The sequence below is a fragment of the Micromonospora sp. NPDC092111 genome, assembly GCF_044755745.1.
Classification (GTDB): Bacteria; Actinomycetota; Actinomycetes; order Mycobacteriales; family Micromonosporaceae; genus Micromonospora.
The window spans coordinates 127,658-145,517 of sequence record NZ_JBIVRQ010000006.1; the positions used below are offsets into that span (position 1 = coordinate 127,658).

Sequence of the window (17,860 nt, forward strand, 5' to 3'; positions counted from 1 at the left end):
CATGATCGTCGGGGACGGTTGCCGTCCACCCCCCGACGAGGAGTCCGCTATGCCGACCATCCGATCCTCCCTTCGCTTCCCCCGTGCCACGCGGCAGGTCGCCGCAGCCGCGGTCGCCGTGCTCGCCTGGGCCGGCCTGGCTGTGGTGACCGCGCAGCCGGCTCTGGCCACGCCCCCCGGTATTCCGTCCAAGGCGACGGCGCAGTCCCAGCTCAACGCCCTGACGGTGGCGACGGAGGGCTCGTCGAGCGGCTACTCGCGGGACCTGTTCCCGCACTGGATCACCATCAGTGGGAGCTGCAACACCCGCGAGCAGGTCCTCAAGCGCGACGGCACGTCCGTGGTGACCGACAGCTCCTGCGCCGCCACCTCCGGCCGCTGGTACAGCCCGTACGACGGGGCCACCTGGACGGCGGCGTCCGACGTCGACATCGACCACGTCGTGCCGCTGGCCGAGGCGTGGCGGTCCGGTGCCAGCTCCTGGACGACCAGCAAGCGGCAGAGCTTCGCCAACGACCTCACCCGGCCGCAGCTCATCGCCGTCACGGACAACGTCAACCAGTCCAAGAGCGACCAGGACCCGTCCACCTGGCAGCCGCCGCTGTCGTCGTACCGGTGCACCTACAGCAAGATGTGGATCACCGTGAAGTACTACTGGGGCCTGACCCTGCAGTCCTCGGAGAAGACCGCGCTGCAGACCATGCTCAACACCTGCAGCTCCTGATCCGCGTACGGCCGGCGGCGCTTCTCGGGGCGACCGCCGGCCGGCTCGTCAGCCGGCACCGGGAGGGAGCGGTCGTGAGCAGCACATTCGGGCGTCGGCCATCGAGGCCGTAGAGTCTCACGCCGTGATCGAGATCGGCACGCAGATCGACCTGTCCCATCCCGCCGGCCGAGTCTGGCGCGCGGTGACGGATCCGGGGATGCTCGCCCGGTGGTTCACCGAGGCCGAGGCGGTCGCCGACCGGCCGGGTCGGCTGCTGCTGCACACGGCGGGGCTGCCCGGCTTCGACGCCGCCGTCGAGGTGGAGGTGACCGACCGGCGGGAGCCGGAGTTGATCGCCGTGCGCTGCCACGAGGCCGATCGGCGTACCCGGCTGAGCTGCGTCATCACCCCCACCGCTGAGGGGTGCCGGCTGTCGGTCAGCGAGACCGTGGAGCACGGTGGCTGGTCCGCCGAGCAGGGCGTACACCGTGAGCAGTGCTACCAGCAGGCACTTGCCGGACGTCTGCCGGCCCTGCTGGACTGGCTCGCCTTCCAGCAGGTCGACCTGCGGCGCGACGATGCCGCGCCGACCGCCGAGCTGCCGGTGACCCTGCTGGCCGGCGATGGTTGGGCGCCGCCCGGCCGGCGCCGCAGGACCGCGCTGGTCGCGGTGCTGGGCGGCGCGGTGCTGGCCACCGGGCTGGCGGCGTGGGCCCTGGTGCCGGCCGATCCGCCGCACCGCGCGGCACCGGATCCGGTCCCGCTGCCGGCCGACCCGACCGCGACGGGCAGCCCGTCCCGGGCGACCCCGACCGCCCGCCGGACGCCGACTGTCGCGCCGAGCAGCGCCCGACCGAGCGGTACCCCCACGGCCTCGCCCTCGCGCTCGGCCTCGCCCTCGCCCTCCCTGCCCCCGTCGTCGACCGCCGAGCTGAGCGCCCGCTACGAGACCGTGTCGACCCGGGTCTTCGGCTACACCGGCGAGGTGGTGGTCGACAACGCGGCGGGCACGCCGGCCCGGGGCTGGACGGTGGTGGTCACCCTGCCGCAGGGCAGCTCGGTCGCCGACGTGCGCGGGGCCGACTGGCGGCAGGACGGGCAGTCCGTCGTCTTCACCGGATCGACCGTCGCACCTGGACGGTCGCAGGCCATCCGGTTCGACGTCCGCGCTTCCGACCCGCTGACCAAGGCTCCCGAGGGCTGCACCGTGGACGGGACTCCGTGCGCCGGCCTGTGACGCCGCGACCCGCGCGGTAACCACCTCATGGACCGTCGGGCCATGAACCGCGCTCTATGTTAACGACCACATGGGCCGGTGTCCGTGCGATCGCCGGCCCCGCCCGGGCCGGCTCTCGGGAAGCACCGCTAGGCTTGGCTGGTGAGTGTCCCCTGCGCCCCGGGCGACGGGTAGCCGCTGCGTTGCCGAGCGATTTCATCACGACGGCGATGGCCGAGTTCCGGGTGACCGCACGGGAGTCGGCAACCCGGCTCGAATCCCGGTCCGGCGCCGGCGTCCGTGCCGTGCGCACGGCCGACGGGCAGGCCGCATACCTCAAGGTCACGCCAGCCGCGCTGGGTGCGCAGGCAGTCACCGCCGCCCGCCGGGAGCTGCGCTTCTACCAGGACCTCGCGCCGATCGCCCCGGTGCGCACACCGGAGCTTCTCACCTGCGCGGACACCCGCGACGGGGTGGCCCTGTTGCTCGCGGCGGCCGGCGAGCCCCGGGACGCCGCGTCGTGGACGGCGGGCAGGTGGGCGCAGCTCGGTCGGGAACTCGCCTGTCTGCACAGCATGCCGCTGCCGACCGGACCGGACTGGCACCGACCCGATGCCCTGCGGCAGGCCCTCGTCGATCCGGACCTGGCCGGAATCAACGCGTTCTGGGCCGCCACGCTCCCGGAGCTGGCCGCGCTCATCTCCCGGCGGGTGGAGCTGGCGGATCAGATCGAAGCCCTGCCGTCGGTCTTCACCCACGGTGACTGTCATCCGGGCAACATCGTCCATGCCGCCGGTTCCTTGGTCTTCTGCGACTGGCAGGCGGCCGGGGTCGGTCGGCCCGGCTCCGATCTGGCCTTCCTCAGCGTCCGCGCCGCGCCCGCAGGCGTGACGGTCCCACCAGCGCTACTCGATGCCTATCTGGACGGTCGCCCGGGTGAGCGCCATGCGCTGCGACGGGCACTGGTGGCTGAAGAACTCGCCATCCTCGTCTTCCTGTGGCCGCCGTACGCCGCCTTCAACAGTTCCTCGGGGATCGCCCGCGTCCGCCGACGGGGACGCGATCTGGCGGGGCAGTGGTTCGACCCACCATCGCCGCACTGATGCGGGTCCGCCGGCGTCCCGCTGAACTGAACGTCCTGTCGTGGCGGCCCGACGCCGGCACCTGTGCCCGGGGACGGGCGGTGTCGCCGGGAGGCCGGGGGTGGAGCGGGACCGGTCCGCAGTCGGTTACCCGACCGCGGACCGGTTGATCAGCTACCGACTACAACCGTGCGCACTGACCCGTCGCCGGGCCCTTCACCGTGTTCGGCCGGCTCTCGTTGACCGGTGCCGGGTTGTTACCCGAGCAGGTCAGCGGCCCGCTGATGGTGTTCGCCGCGACCACCGCCGGCTGGCTGCCGGTGTTGCCGGTCAGGGTGACCGGACCACTGATCGCGACCTGCTCCAGGCGTACCCCACCGGTGTTGGCGGTGACCGACACCGGGCCGCTCACCTTGCCCTGGCTGATCTTCACCTCGCCGGTCGCGCCGGTGACCGTGACCGGGCCGGACACCGTCGCGCCCGCGAGGGTGACCAGTACCGGACGGGTGGCCGACACCGGGCCGGCGATGCTGCCGCCGGTGACCACCAGCGAGGCGCCGGGGTTGACCGTGACCGGGCCGGCGACGGTGGCGTTCTCCAGGCAGGTCAGGCCGGCGGTGACGACCAGCGGCTTGCTGTACCTGCCGGTGATCGTCGTGGTGCACGAGGGCCCGGCCTTGCCGACCGTGGCCCGCGGCTGGGTGTCCGCGGTGACCGGCGAGTTCGCGGCGAAGTAGTTCACCAGCATGGTGAGGTCGTTGTCGCCGGTGGTGACCGGGTCCACCCGCTTCGCCAGGGTCAGGAAGTTGTCACCGCCGGCGGCGAGGAACGCGTTCACCGTGACCCGGTAGGTGGCCGTCGGGCTGAGCGGCGTGCCGTTCAGCTTCATCGAGATGATCCGCGAGCCCTTCGGCGCCTCCGGGTTGTAGGTGTAGGTGAAACCCTTGGAAACGCCGAGCCACAGCACCGGCCGGGACGCGCCGTCCGGTTGCCACTGCTCCTCCAGCACCTGCTTGATGTCGGCACCGGTGTAGCTCTTGGTGACCACATCGTTGGAGAACGGCTGGACGGCGAAGGCGTCGGCGTACGTCACCGTGCCGTCGGCCCGGTAGAGCAGGTCGGCCCGCAGGCCACCGGGGTTCATGAACGCGATCTGCGCACCGCCCCGGCCGGCGTCCTTGGTCCCGGCGAGCTGTACGTCGGCGATGAGGTTGCCGAGCGCGGACTCCTTGCCCCGGTCCTCGTTGCCGTTGGTGTAGGCCCGCTGGACATCCGCGGTGACCGCCCCGAGCCGCTGCTTGCCCAGCTCGGTGGCCTTCACCTTGGCGGCGGCCACGATGCCGGCAACCGCCGGGTCCTGCGGCGCCCCGACCACATCGACCAACTGCGCGTCACCGGTGGTCACCGCGCCCGTGTTCGGGTCGAAGGTGAGCGTCACCTTGCCCAGCCGCTTGCCGTAGTCCTCGGCCTGCACCACCGGACGCAGCTTGTCCGTTCCCGGCACCGGGACCTTGAAGGCGTACGGCTGGTGGGTGTGACCGCTGAAGATGGCGTCGATCGCCGCGTCGGCCCGGGTGAACTTGCCGAAGACCGGGTCGTTCGCCAGCGCGTCGGCGGAGGTGATGTTCTCCGTCGCCGCGCCCTCGTGGGTGAGCAGCACCACCACGTCGGCCTCACCGTTGTTCGGGTCGCCGTCCTTGAGCTGACGGGCCACCAGGTTGGCCTCGGCCACCGGGTCGCGGAAGGTGAGGCCGGCGATGCCGCCCGGGTTGACCAGCGAACCGGTCTGCTCGGTCACCACGCCGACGAAGCCGACCTGTACGCCACCCACGGTGCTGACGGAGTACGCCGGCAACGCCCGGGTGCCGCCCCGGTAGACGTTGGCGCCCAGGTACGGGAACGCGGCGCGACCGGACACCCGGCCGGTGAGGTCGTCCACGCCCTGGTCGAACTCGTGGTTGCCGACCGCCGAGGCGACCAGCCCGGCGGTGTTCAGCGCGTCGATCGTCGGGTTGTCCCCGTCGATCGCCGAGATGAACGTGGACGCGCCGATGTTGTCACCGGCGGAGACGAACGCGGTGTTCGGGTTCTGCGCCCGGAGCTGACCCACCAGGCCGGCGAGCTGGGCGGCACCGCCGACCGGCTGACCGCCCACGGTGGCCGGGGACTCCAGCCGGCCGTGGAAGTCGTTGATGCTCAGCAACTGCAGGTTGACCGGCTTCGCGCTGGTGCTGATGCCCACCACGAGCGGGTTGTGGTCGCTGGCCCGGTACGGGTTCGGCGCGTAGAAGGGGGCCAGCCCGTCGTACTGGAAGGCGAACGACTCGACCGCGTTGATCTGCCACACGTCGACCCCGGTCACCCGCGACGCCAGGGACGGCGAGGCGAGGGCGTGGTCGAGCGAGCCGGACTCGCCACCGAACACGTAGGTGGCCTTGCCGGTGTCGTTCAGGTCGCGGTACTGCTTGCCGTAGAGGACCTGCATCGGGTCCTCCTGGGTGTAGGCGTTGAAGTCACCGAGCAGCAGCACGTCGTCGGTGCCGCTGTCGGCCTTGACCTGGTCGACGAACGCGGTCAGCGCCTTGGCCTGCCGGATCCGGTCGCCGTTCCAGTTGCCCTGCCCGTCACCGGTGTCGGCGTTGTCGCCGGTCCCCACGCCGCTCTTGGACTTGAGGTGGTTGGCGACCACGACGAACGAGATCTTGCCGGCGGTGAAGGCCTGCGCGATCGGCTCGCGGGCGTTGGACCAGACGCTCTCGTCGTTGACCGAGCGACCCGGACCCTTGGGCTGGACCTTCGCGGGCTTGAAGATGATCGCCGTGGTGATGAAGTCCTGCTGGGCCGGGCCCGGCAGCTCGGCCGGGGTGCGCACGTAGTCCCAGGTCCCCGCGCCGTCCTTGGCGTTGAGCGCGTTGACCAGGCGCTTGAGCGCCTGCTGCGGGTCGTTCGCGTCGAACCGGACCGAGTTCTCGATCTCCTCAAGCGCCACCACGTCGGCCCCCAGGGCGCTGATCGCCGCGACGATCTTCGCTTCCTGCTTGGCCAGCCCGGCCTCGTCGGCCGCGCCACGGGCGTCGCCACCGAAGTGGACGAAGTAGTTGAGCACGTTGAAGCTGGCCACCCGCACGTCGCCGCCGACGTTGACGGGTCCGGCGGTACGCGGGTTGGTGGCCTTAAAGGTGGTCCGGCCGACGGTCGTGTCGGCGCTGACCGGAGCGGTCGGCTGCAACCGCCACTCGCTGAAACCGTACGACAGCACGGCCGGCCCGAACGCCTCGACCGAGTCGCCGACCCGCAGCGGGTTGTCCTTGGACAGGTACGGCGGCAGCAGCCCGGCGGTGGCCAGGTTGGTGGTCCGGCCGTCGTCGACCAGGATCCGGCCGGCCTTGTTCGCGGCGGCCACCTGGGTGGCGGCGGCCGAGCCCGGGCGGGCCACGTCGGTCACGTTCGGAGCCGGACGGTCACCGGCGGCGAGCACGACCTCGCCGTACCGGTTGGTGTTGTACACGTCGGAGACGGTGAACTGGCCGACTGGCGCGACCAGCATCGACTCGACCGACTCGCGGACGTCGTCGCCCATCGGCAGGCTGACCGGGACCGGAGCGGGCAGCGTCACGCTGTGCTCGCAGACCTGCACGTCGCCCTTGGCGGCGATGTTGAGCTGGGTCAGGCCGTTGAATTCGCTGGCGGTGCCGCTGACCCGCACCCGGTCGCCGACCGCCACCGCCGGGTGGTTGGCGCTGTTCGTGGTGAGGAAGACGAAGATGCCGTCGGACGCGGTGCCGGCGGCGACCGCACGGTCCCCGCCGCTGCCGACGCTCTGCACGTAGACGCCGTTGTAGCCGCCGGTGCGGTGGTCGGCGGTCACCACGCCTTCGACGGTGACCCGGGTGCCCGACAGCGGCGTCGCGCTTCCGGTGCCCTGCACCTCGGCGATGCTGCGGTCCACGGTGACGGTGCAGCCGGGGGCCGGTTCGGGGTCGGGTCCGGGGTCGCTGGCGACGTTGCGGACGCCGAAGGTGTGCGGCGCCGGCGGGTTCCAGGTGCCGTTGATCTTCTGCAGCGACTGACCGACCGGGGTGGTGGTGGTCTCCTCGACGCCGATGTCGGTCCCGGTCAGCCCGTTGGCCGGGCCGCCGACGGCGGTGAAGGTGCCCTCGTAGGTGAGGAACTCCGCCACCGTGCCGGTGGGGGAGACCAGCGCGACGCCGTCGGGGGCGCCGTTCTGGATGCCGTCCGGTGGGTAGCTGGCGACGACCACGCCGGCCGCCGGCACCGCGCCGCTCAGCGTCCTCGTGTTGTACGCCGCGCCGTTGGCGCCGTTGTAGAGGACGATCTGCCAGCCGGTCAGGTCGAAGCCCGCCGGCGCTTCGATCTCGATCGCCTCGCCGGTGTCGGTGCCGGCGTTGTCGTAATGAATCTCACTGACCGTGGGTACCGCGGGCGCTGGCTCGGCGTGGGCGACAGCGCCACTGGCCAGGGCAAGCGCACCGCTCGCCAGGAGTACGCCGAACACGTTCCGTGTCCGTGCGCGTCTTTTCCGTTCCATCAGCTATTCCTCCGGGTGGGGTTGGAGCGGATGGAGGGTAGACGCCCTTGGTGGCCGAGCAGGATCCACCAGATGTACAAAGAGTCGGAGCGGTGCGGCCGGCGTGTCGGTGTGGTTCCGGTCTGGCGATCGGGCAGGTGGGCAGGTGGGACGCGCGGCTGACGCCGGTCGGCGGGACCGGGACCGGCCCGGTACCCGGCTGGCTGCTGCCCCTCGGCGCCCTGCTGCTGCTCGGCGGAGGGTACGGCCATCGCCGGTCGCGGTACGTCGATCGGCGTGGGGTGTCCTGGCCGGATCCGGCCACCGGGGATGTCTTCACAGGACGAAAACCAGCACATAGCCTGCCTGAAACGATTCATGCAAGACGGAGGCAGGCGTGCCACCGCAGGCCCCCGATCCCCGCCCGCCGCGCCGCACCGGCCGGCGGTGACCGTGGCCGCCGGCCCACGACGGCCCCGCCACCCGGCTGCCGACCCGCTCGGGCCACCCCGCTGACCCCACGTCCGGGCCGCCCACCGGCCCGCGCGCCGCCCAGGAACGTCGGTGCGGACCGCCGCACAGAAGGGTGAGGAACAGGTATGCAGCGCACGAGGCGACTCCGACCCGCACTCTCCGTGGTTCTCGCGCTGGTCCTCGGGCTGCCGCCGACGGTGGCGACGGCGGCCCCGGCGGCTGCCACCACACCGAAGGCACCCCAGCTCGCGGTGGCCGGCCTGACCACCGAGCGGGCGACCGACCCGATCGGCCTGGACGTGGCGCAGCCCCGCCTCGGCTGGCGGATCGAGTCCACCGACCGGGGCGTGCTCCAGCAGTCCTACCAGATACGCGTCGCCACCAGCCCGGCCCGCCTCGCCGACGCCGACGTCTGGGACAGCGGCCGGATCACCTCCCGGCAGAGCACCCTCGTGCCCTACGCCGGCCCGGCGCTGCGACCGCGCACCCGCTACGCCTGGCAGGTCCGGGTGTGGGACACCGCCGGTCGCGCCTCCGGATGGAGCGTCCCCGCCTCCTGGGAGGTCGGCGTACGGGGTGCCGACGGCTGGCGGGCCGACTGGATCGGGCTGCCGTCGCCCACCGAGTCCTGGACCGACTACACGGTGCAGACGACGGTGCGGCTGGAACGGGACGCGGCCGGGATCTACCTGCGCGCCCGCGGCCCGGCCAACGCCTACCTGTGGCAGTTCTCCATCACCGGCGGGACCGCGAAACTGCGCCCGCACGCACGGGTCGACGGCGCCTGGACCGTACTCAAGGAGGTGCCGCTCGGCGCGGTCGTGCCGGCCGACAAGCTGACCGCCCCGCACACCCTGCGCATCACCGCCGCCGGCGACACCATCACCACCTGGGTCGACGGCACCCAGGTCGACGTCACCCGGGACACCGCGCACCGGGCCGGCTCGGTGGGTCTGCGCACCAGCGACGCCGAGACCGGCGTCTTCTCCGCCTTCTCCGTGACCCGCGGCGACGACCAGCTCTTCGCGGCCGGGCTCACCGACGGCGAGAACCCGTTCACCGGGGGCACCCCCACCGCGGCTGGACTCCGGGTCACCGGGAACACCGAGGCCATGCTCGCCGCGCTGGACGCGAACCCGCTGCTGCGCCGGGGCTTCCGGGTCGACGGGGAGGTCGCCCGCGCCCGGATCCACGCCACCGCGCTCGGCGTCTACCAGCTCTCGCTCAACGGCCAGCGGGTCGGCGACCACGAGCTGGCGCCCGGCTGGACCGACTACGCCAAGCGGGTGCAGTACCAGACGTACGACGTCACCCGGCAGCTCCGCCGGGGCGACAACGCCGTCGGGGCGATGCTCGGCGACGGCTGGTACGCCGGCAGCATCGCCTGGTTGGGCACCGACAACTACGGCCCCCGGCCGCACCTGAGCGCGCAACTGCTCATCGACTACACCGACGGGCGCACCGAGACGGTCCGCACCGATGCCGACTGGCGCGCCACCCCCGGCCCGCTGCTGCAGAGCGACCTGATCCACGGCGAGACCTACGACGCGCGCCGACTGCCGGCCGGCTGGGACACCCCCGGCTTCGACGACTCGGGCTGGTCACCCGCCACCGTCGACGCCACCGACGCCACCGGCCGGATCGTCGCCCAGGTGGACCCGCCCGTGCGGGTCGTCCAGGAGATGCCGGCCCGGACGCTGACCCAACCCACCCCCGGCACCTGGATCTTCGACCTCGGCCAGAACATGGTGGGCAAGGTACGGCTGAAGGTCGCCGGCCCGGCCGGCACCCGGGTGCGCATCCGGCACGCCGAGGTGCTCAACCCCGACGGCACCGCCTACACCGCCAACCTGCGTTCGGCCAGGGCCACCGACCAGTACACGCTGCGCGGCGGCGGAGCCGAGGTCTACCAGCCGACCTTCACCTTCCACGGTTTCCGCTACGTCGAGCTGACCGGCTTCCCGGGCACCCCCGACCTGTCCACCGTCACCGGCCTGGTCATGCACACCGACGGGGAACTCACCAGCGAGTTCGAGACCTCCAACGCGATGGTGAACCGGTTGCACAGCAACATCACCTGGGGTCAGCGGGGCAACTTCCTGTCCATCCCGACCGACACCCCGGCGCGCGACGAGCGCCTCGGCTGGACCGGTGACATCAACGTCTTCGCCGAGACCGCGACCTTCAACATGGACAGCCTGACCTTCCTCGGCAAGTGGTTGCAGGACCTGCGCGACGCGCAGTCGGCCAACGGCGCGTACCCCGACGTCGCGCCCCGGGTCTGCTGCGGCGACGGCGCGACCGGCTGGGCCGACGCCGGCATCACCGTGGCGCACACGCTCTGGCAACGCTACGGGGACACCCGGGTGGTCGAGGAGCACTACCCGTCGATGGTGCGGTACGCGTCCTGGCTGCAGAGCACCAGTTCGGGCAACCGGCGTACCAACGCCGGCCCGTACCTCGACTGGCTCAACCTCGACGATCCGACGCCCGCCGGGGTCGTCGGCACCGCCTACTACGCGTACAGCATCCGCCTGCTGGCGGAGCTGGCCGACGCCATCGGCAGGGACGCCGACGCGGCCCGGTACGCGGCGCTGGCCAGGGACATCACCCAGGCGTTCGTCGACACGTACGTCTCGGCCGACGGCACCGTCCAGGGCGACAGCCAGACCGGGTACGTGCTGGCCATCGGGATGGGTCTGCTGGCCGAGCCGCTGCGGGCCAAGGCCGCCGACCGGCTGGTCGCCAACGTGCGACGGCACGACTGGCACCTCTCCACCGGCTTCCTCGGCACCCCGGACCTGCTGCCGGCGCTGACCGACACCGGGCACCTCGACGTCGCCTACCGGCTGCTGGTCAACGACACGTACCCGTCCTGGGGCTACGAGATCGCCAAGGGCGCGACCACGGTCTGGGAGCGCTGGAACTCGATCATGCCGGACGGCAGCTTCGGCGACGTGTCGATGAACTCCTTCAACCACTACGCCTACGGGGCGGTGGGGGACTGGATGTACCGGACGGTCGCCGGCATCCAACCCGACGCCGACAACCCCGGCTACACCCATCTCACTTTCGCGCCCCAGCCGGGTGGCGGCCTCACCTCGGCCCGGGCGGCGTACGGGGCGGCGCAGGGGGTGATCGGCAGCGACTGGACCCTCGATGCCCGCGGTGACATGCGGCTGCGGCTCACCGTTCCGGGCAACACCACCGCGACCGTGCGCCTGCCGGCACCCGGCCGGTACGCGGTCACCGAGGGCGGCCGGCCGGCGGAGCAGGCGACCGGCGTGCGGTTCGTCCGGATGGACGGCGCCGTCGCCGTCTACGAGATCGGATCCGGGTCCTACTCTTTCGCCGTCGACCGGGTGCTGGGCGACCTCGGCGACGCCGACGACGCGGTGCGGGCGCTCCGGACGCTGACCGACGAGCTCTCCGGTGACCTGGGCGCGCCGTCGGTCGCGTACCTGCGGGTCCGGATCGGCCAACTCGCCGCCGAGACGACGGCGGCGCGGACGGCGTACCTCGCGGGTGACACCCGCATCGCCGGGGCCGGCGTGCACCGGGCCCTGGCCACCGCGGCCGACCTGGACCGGTGGGTACGCACCCAGGTCACCGTGGGGCGGGTCACCCCGGCCCAGGCCGACCGGTTCACCGGGCTGCTCACCCGGGTCGACCAGCGACTGTCCGCGGCGTCGTCGACGCTGGTCGCGGCGGTGGTCAGGCTCGACCTGCCGGTGGGCGAGCGACTGCCCGGCGACGTCGTACGCGCGACCGTCGTCCTCGCCAACAGCGGCACCCGACCGCTGACCGGGGTGACCTCCGACCTGCGGGGGCCGGCGGGCTGGACGGTGACCCGGGTCGGCGGCCAGGCCACCACGGTCGCCCCGCGCGCCACCGTGAGCCACCGCTACGACCTGCGGATCCCCGCCGGACAGTCGCCGACGACCGGGTCCCTCGACGGGTCCGTCAGCTACCGCCACCTGGGCGGCACCGCCACCCTGCCCGTCGCGGGAACGATCACCACCGCGCCGGCGGTGGTGATCGTGTCGACGTCCGTGACCCCCGCCGCCGTGCCGCCCGGGGCCGCGACGACGGTCGGCGCCGTGCTGCGCAACCGGGCCGGCGTGCCGATGACCGGGCGGCTCACCACCAGCGCGCCGGACGGCTGGCGGGTGGCGGCGGACAGCAGCGGGTACGACCTCGCACCCGGCGCGGAGACCACCGTGTCGACCGTCCTCACCGCGCCGGTGTCGGTGACCGAGGGGCCGGCGGAGGTAACGGTGGCCACCGGCGACACGGCGGCCGAACGGCGGACCCTCGCCGTCCCGGTCCGGTTCGACGGCCCGCCGTCGGGCGCGTACGACCACGCCGACCTCGGCGATCCGGCGTCGGAGCAGGCGCACCGGCTCGCCGCCTCGACCCACTCGGGCACCAGCACCGAGGCCGGGCTGACCCGCCGCTACAGCGGCGTCGACTTCCCCGGCGGCTGGTACGAGTTCGACCTCGCCGTCCGCCCCGGCGAGCCGTTCGTGCTGCGTGCGGTCGAGACGTACGACAAGGCGCAGCTCAAGGATTACGCGGTCGTCGTGGACGGGGTGCTGGCGCACGCCCGGTCCTGGCGGCGCACCGCCGGCGGGGCCGGCACGGTCGGCTACCAGTTCGTCGTCGACCTGCCGGACGCCACCCGCGACAGTGTGGTGCGGGTGCGGTTCCAGGACACCGGCGACGGCTACGACCCGTCGATCGCCGACGTCTGGTCCGCGCCCCTGCCGGCCGGGGGGACGTCCTGACCCGGCGCGCGGATCGCGCCGGAGGCCCACCCGCCGGGTCGCTGCCGGCGTACCCGGCGGGTGGGTCAGCGCCGGGTACGCCGGGGCTGGTCGCTGGAGCGGCGGACGACCAGCTCCGGCTGGAAGACCACGTGCCGGTGCCGGTGCGTCTCGCCGGACTCGGCCTCCTCCAGCAGTAGCTGCGCCGCGGTCCGGCCGAGCTGCTCGCGGGGTTGGCGTACCGACGACAGCGGCACCGCCGCCGCGCCGGCGAACTCGATGTCGTCGTAGCCGACGATCGCCACGTCCGCGGGCACCCGCAGGCCGCGCGAGGTCACCTCCTGCAGCACGCCGAGCGCGACCAGGTCGTTGGCGCAGAAGACGGCGGTGGGGCGCTGCCGGGCGGGCCCGGCCAGCAGCTCCTCGGCGGCGCGTCGCCCGGCGGCGACGGTCAGGCTGGTGGTGGTGGCCAGCCGCAGTTCGGCACCGGTGTCGCGGTCGGCCAGCGCGGCCACCGCCCCGGCGTGTCGCTCGGCGACCTGGGCGATGGTGAGCGGGCCACCGAGGTACGCGATGCGGCGGTGGCCCTGGTCCAGGAGGTGCTCCATGGCCAGCCGGCCGCCCAGCACGTCGTCGACGGCCACCGAGCAGCGGCTGGCCCGGCCGGAGCCCCGGTCGACGAGCACCACCGGGATGCCCCGGTCGATGACTCTCTCCAGGTGGGGCTGGGGGCCGTGGGCGACCGGGGTGATGAGCACGCCACGGACCCGCTGCTCCTCCAGCACCTCCAGGTGTCGGCGTTCCCGGGCGCTGTCCTCGCCGCTGTTGCAGACGACCAGCATCGCCCCGGCCGCCTCGACCACCTGCTCTGCCCCGCGCACCACGTCGGTGAAGAACGGGTTGGCCACGTCCAGGACGACGATGGCGACGGTGCGGCTGTGCCCGGCGCGCAGTTGGCGGGCGGAGTCGTTGCGGACGTAGCCGAGTTCGGTGATCGCGTCGAGCACCCGCTGGCGGGTGGCGGGGGCGACCATGTCGGGTCGGTTGAGCACGTTGCTCACCGTGCCGAGGGAAACGCCGGCGTGCCGGGCCACCTCCTTGATGTTCGACGCTGCCATGGCTCCCTCGACGCTCGGTGGTGGCGGTCCGCTCCGCGGTGGAGGGCGCGGCGGACGCGGTGCGGCCCGGTGGCCGTACGGGCGCGCCGGTCCGACCGGGTGACGACCGGCAGTCTACAACGCCTAAAAACGTTTCATCCAAACCCCGGGCCGTCAGTGCCGACCACGCTCCGACCGTCAGTGGGGGAGGGTTTCCGAGGTGCAGCGGGTGGGCCCGCTTCGGCAACAGGGTGGAAATCGCGGGAAAACCTTGACGCTCGTGAATCCGTACCCCTACGGTCCATGCAACAACCTGTGAAACGATTCAGGAGGGGGTCGGATGAGCCCCGACGCGCCGGACGCGGACCACGCCCCGCTGCTGGTACTGGACGACGTGACGAAGTCCTTCGGGGCCGTCGCCGCGCTGCGCGGGGTACGCCTCGCGCTGCGCCCCGGCGAGGCCCACGCCCTGGTCGGTGAGAACGGGGCGGGCAAGTCCACCCTGGTGAAGATCCTCGCCGGCGCCCACCCGCCGGACTCCGGCCGGCTGACGCTCGACGGCCAGCCGGTGGTGCTGCGCGGACCCGCCGACGCCCGCTCCGCCGGGATCGCCGTCATCCACCAGGAACCCACCCTCTTCCCGGACCTGTCGATCGCCGAGAACATCTTCATGGGTCGGCAGCCGGTGCGCGGCCTGCGCCGCATCGACGGCAGGGCGATGATCCGCGACGCCGAGCGGCTGTTCCAGCGGCTGGGCGTCCGGATCGATCCGCGCCGACCCGCCCGGGGGCTCTCGATCGCCGACCAGCAGCTCGTCGAGATCGCCAAGGCGCTCTCCTTCGACGCCCGCGTCCTGGTCATGGACGAGCCGACCGCCGCGCTGTCCGGGGTCGAGGTGGAACGGCTCTTCGGCGTGGCCCGGTCGCTGTGCGGGCGCGGCGCGGCGGTGCTGTTCATCTCGCACCGCTTCGACGAGGTGTTCGACCTCTGCCAGCGCGTCACCGTGCTGCGCGACGGCGCCTGGGTCTCCACCGACCCGGTGGCCGACCTCACCGTCGACGAGGTCGTACGGCGGATGGTCGGCCGCGACGTCTCCTCGCTGTACCCCAAGCAGGACGCCCTGGTGCGCGACACCGTGCTGGAGGTCAGCGGCCTGACCCGGGCCGGCGTCTTCGCCGACGTGTCCTTCTCCGTCGGGGGCGGCGAGATCGTCGCGTTGGCCGGGCTTGTCGGCGCCGGCCGCAGCGAGGTCGCCCGCGCCGTCTTCGGCGTCGACCGCTACGACGCCGGGGAGGTACGGGTGAACGGCCGGGTCCTCCCGCCCGGCAGTCCGGGCCGGGCGATCGCCGCCGGCCTGGCGCTGGTGCCCGAGGACCGCCGCCAGCAGGGGCTGGTCATGGAGTTGTCGGTGGAGCGCAACGCCACCCTGGCCCGGCGGCGGGCGTTGAGCCGACTCGGCATCCTGCTCGGCTCCGCCGAACGCGCCGAGGCCCGCCGCTGGACCAACCGGCTCCAGGTCAAGACCGCCCGGCTCGCCGTACCCGTGGCGACGCTCTCCGGCGGCAACCAGCAGAAGGTCGTCCTCGCCAAGTGGCTGTCCACCGCGCCACGGGTCCTGCTCGTCGACGAACCCACCCGGGGCATCGACGTCGGCACCAAGGCCGAGGTCCACCGGCTGCTGTCGGAGCTGGCCGGGCAGGGCCTGGCCATCGTCATGATCAGCAGCGAACTCCCCGAGGTGCTCGGCATGGCGGACCGGGTGCTGGTCATGCACGAGGGACGGCTGGTCCGCGAGCTGTCCCGGGCCGAAGCCGACGAGACCTCGGTGATGTTCGCCGCCACCGGTCAGGGAGCGACGGCATGAGCCGCACCGACACGACCGCACCGGAGCGGACCGGGTCCGGTCCGCTGCGGCAGCGCCGAAGCCTGGCCGCGCGGCTGCTCGCCGTACGCGAGCTGAGCCTGCTGATCGCGCTCGGTGTCCTGATCCTGGTGACCACCGTCCGCAACGACCGTTTCCTGACCGGCCAGAGCGTGAAGGACCTGCTGCTGGGCTGCGCGATCCTGGTGATCCTGGCGGTCGGCCAGACCCTGGTCATCATCACCCGCAACGTCGACCTCTCCGTCGGTTCGATCCTCGGACTGGTCGCGTTCGGCACCGGGGAACTGTTCCTCGCCGCGCCCGGCACACCGTGGCCCCTCGCCCTCCTGCTGGGCGTCGCGTTGGGCGGGCTGTGCGGCATGGTCAACGGTGGCCTGATCGCGGTCGCCAAGGTGCCGGCCCTCGTCATCACCCTGGGCACCCTGTACGCCTTCCGCGGCATCGACTACTACTGGGCGTCCGGCCGGCAGATCAACGCCGCCGACATGCCCCGGTCCTTCCTGCGGCTGGGCAACCAGGCGGTGCTCGGCGTACCCGTGCTGTTCCTGGTCGCGCTGGCCGTCGTCGGCGCCGTCGGTTTCCACCTGCGCTCCTACCGCAGCGGACGGGAGCTCTACGCCATCGGCTCGGAACCCACCGCGGCCCGGTTGTCCGGCATCCCGGTGGGTCGACGGGTGTTCACGGTGTTCGTCGCCAACGGCGCGCTCGCCGGCCTCGCCGGCGTGCTGTACGCGGCCCGGTTCGGCACCCTCGACGCCGCCGCCGGCACCGGCCTGGAACTACAGGTCGTCGCGGCGGCCGTGGTCGGCGGCGTGGCGATCTTCGGGGGCAGCGGCAGCGCGTACGGGGCGGCGCTCGGTGCCGTGCTGCTCACCACGATCGGCAGCGCGCTCGCCGTCCTGCGCATCGACCCGTTCTGGCAGCAGGCCGTGGTCGGCGCGCTCATCCTCGCCGCCATCGGCCTGGACCGGCTCCTGGCCCTCCGGACGGCGACCCGGCTCAGAGGGAGAAGCACCCATGGCGCATGACAGCCTCTACGCCGCCCCGCCGACCGGCGCGGACACCGAGGCCGAGCCGGCGGCCGGGGTGCGGCGCGGGGCAGCGGGTCGTGGTGCCGTGCTGCGCGGCGTGCTCGTGTCCTGGGACGCGGCGATCGTGGCCGTCCTGGTGGTGACCGTCCTGCTCGCCGCCCTGTCGGTGGAGAACTTCGCCACCGGCCGCAACGCCCAGTTCCTCCTCCTCGACCTGGTGCCGCTCGCCCTCATCGCGTTGCCGATGACCCTGATCGTCGTCACCGGCGAGATCGACCTCTCGGTGGCCAGCATGGCCGGGCTGTGCAGCACCCTGATGGGCCAGTTGTGGCTCTCCAGTGGGCTGTCGCTCGAACTGATCTGCGTCCTGGTGGTGCTGCTGGGTGCCCTGCTCGGCGCGGTGAACGGGCTCTTCGTCACCGGGTTCGGCCTGCCGTCGCTGGCCGTGACCATCGGCACGCTCGCCCTGTACCGGGGGCTGTCGTTCGTCGTCCTCGGCGACCAGGCGGTGGCCGACTTCCCGGCCGGCTGGACCGCCGCCGTGGTGCGGAGCATCCCCGGCACGTCGGTACCCGGGGCGGTCGTCCCGGTGCTCCTGCTGGCGTTGCTGTGCGGCGTCGTGCTGCACGCCACGCCCACCGGCCGGGCGCTGTACGCGATGGGCAACAACGACGAGGCCGCCACCTTCGCCGGCGTGTCGGTGGCCCGGACGAAGTTCTGGCTGTTCGTGGTCTCCGGGGCGGTCTGCGGGCTGGTCGGCGTCTTCTGGACGCTGCGCTACGCCAGCGCCCGTGGCGACAACGCCACCGGCCTCGAACTCACCGTGGTCACCGCCGTGCTGCTCGGCGGGGTGTCCATCTTCGGAGGCCGGGGCGCGCTGCTCGGGGTGCTGGCCGGCGTCCTGCTCCTCGGTGTCCTCCGCAACGCGCTGCAACTCGCCGACGTCGACGCCAACGCGCTGACCATCGTCACCGGGACCCTGCTCATCGCCTCCGTCGTGCTGCCCAACGCCGTCGCCGAGATCCGCGCCCGGCTGTACCGCCGACGGCGACGGGCGCACACCACCGCGCCGTGACCG

Annotated in this window: 9 protein-coding genes; 7 read left to right on the forward strand and 2 right to left on the reverse strand. The window is 72.8% G+C overall.

Annotation, left to right across the window (positions count from 1 at the left end; translation table 11 throughout):
* Positions 1-49 precede the first annotated feature (49 nt).
* From ACIQG9_RS14905 to ACIQG9_RS14915, 3 genes are all read left to right on the forward strand, one after another.
* Entirely contained in the window at positions 50-724 is a 675-nt protein-coding gene (locus ACIQG9_RS14905) for an HNH endonuclease family protein (protein WP_400401987.1), read from the forward strand.
* A 124-nt stretch (positions 725-848) separates the two neighbouring features.
* Positions 849-1,943: a cellulose binding domain-containing protein gene (locus tag ACIQG9_RS14910; protein WP_400401991.1), complete on the forward strand. Its 1,095-nt coding sequence runs from the start codon at positions 849-851 to the stop codon at positions 1,941-1,943.
* Positions 1,944-2,152: 209 nt separating this feature from the next.
* A complete protein-coding gene (locus ACIQG9_RS14915; RefSeq protein ID WP_400401995.1) occupies positions 2,153-3,025 on the forward strand; it encodes a phosphotransferase family protein in 873 nt (290 codons plus the stop codon).
* Between the two features lie 160 nt (positions 3,026-3,185).
* Here ACIQG9_RS14915 and ACIQG9_RS14920 read toward each other — a convergent pair whose 3' ends face one another.
* Positions 3,186-7,520 (reverse strand): ExeM/NucH family extracellular endonuclease, encoded by a 4,335-nt coding sequence (locus ACIQG9_RS14920; protein ID WP_400402002.1) that lies wholly within the window; start codon positions 7,518-7,520, stop codon positions 3,186-3,188.
* A gap of 611 nt (positions 7,521-8,131) precedes the next feature.
* Here ACIQG9_RS14920 and ACIQG9_RS14925 point away from each other — a divergent pair.
* Positions 8,132-12,793 carry a family 78 glycoside hydrolase catalytic domain gene (locus ACIQG9_RS14925; protein ID WP_400402007.1) on the forward strand — a complete coding sequence of 1,554 codons (4,662 nt, stop codon included), beginning with the start codon at positions 8,132-8,134 and terminating at the stop codon, positions 12,791-12,793.
* 65 nt (positions 12,794-12,858) lie between these two features.
* Here the strand turns inward: ACIQG9_RS14925 and ACIQG9_RS14930 are convergent, their stop codons facing one another.
* On the reverse strand, positions 12,859-13,890 hold the full coding sequence (locus ACIQG9_RS14930; protein ID WP_400402013.1) for a LacI family DNA-binding transcriptional regulator: 1,032 nt from the start codon (positions 13,888-13,890) through the stop codon (positions 12,859-12,861).
* A 319-nt stretch (positions 13,891-14,209) separates the two neighbouring features.
* Here ACIQG9_RS14930 and ACIQG9_RS14935 point away from each other — a divergent pair, with 319 nt between their 5' ends.
* The 3 genes from ACIQG9_RS14935 to ACIQG9_RS14945 are packed head-to-tail and all read left to right on the forward strand — an operon-like array spanning position 14,210 to position 17,857.
* Positions 14,210-15,733, forward strand: a complete 1,524-nt coding sequence (locus ACIQG9_RS14935; RefSeq protein ID WP_400402021.1) for a sugar ABC transporter ATP-binding protein — start codon at positions 14,210-14,212, stop codon at positions 15,731-15,733.
* Positions 15,730-16,779, forward strand: a complete 1,050-nt coding sequence (locus tag ACIQG9_RS14940; RefSeq protein ID WP_400402025.1) for an ABC transporter permease — start codon at positions 15,730-15,732, stop codon at positions 16,777-16,779. The genes ACIQG9_RS14935 and ACIQG9_RS14940 overlap by 4 nt, the downstream gene beginning before the upstream one ends.
* Positions 16,769-17,857, forward strand: coding sequence for an ABC transporter permease (locus ACIQG9_RS14945; RefSeq protein ID WP_400402029.1), 1,089 nt, complete (start codon positions 16,769-16,771; stop codon positions 17,855-17,857). Before ACIQG9_RS14940 ends, ACIQG9_RS14945 begins: the two co-directional genes overlap by 11 nt.
* Positions 17,858-17,860 lie beyond the last annotated feature (3 nt).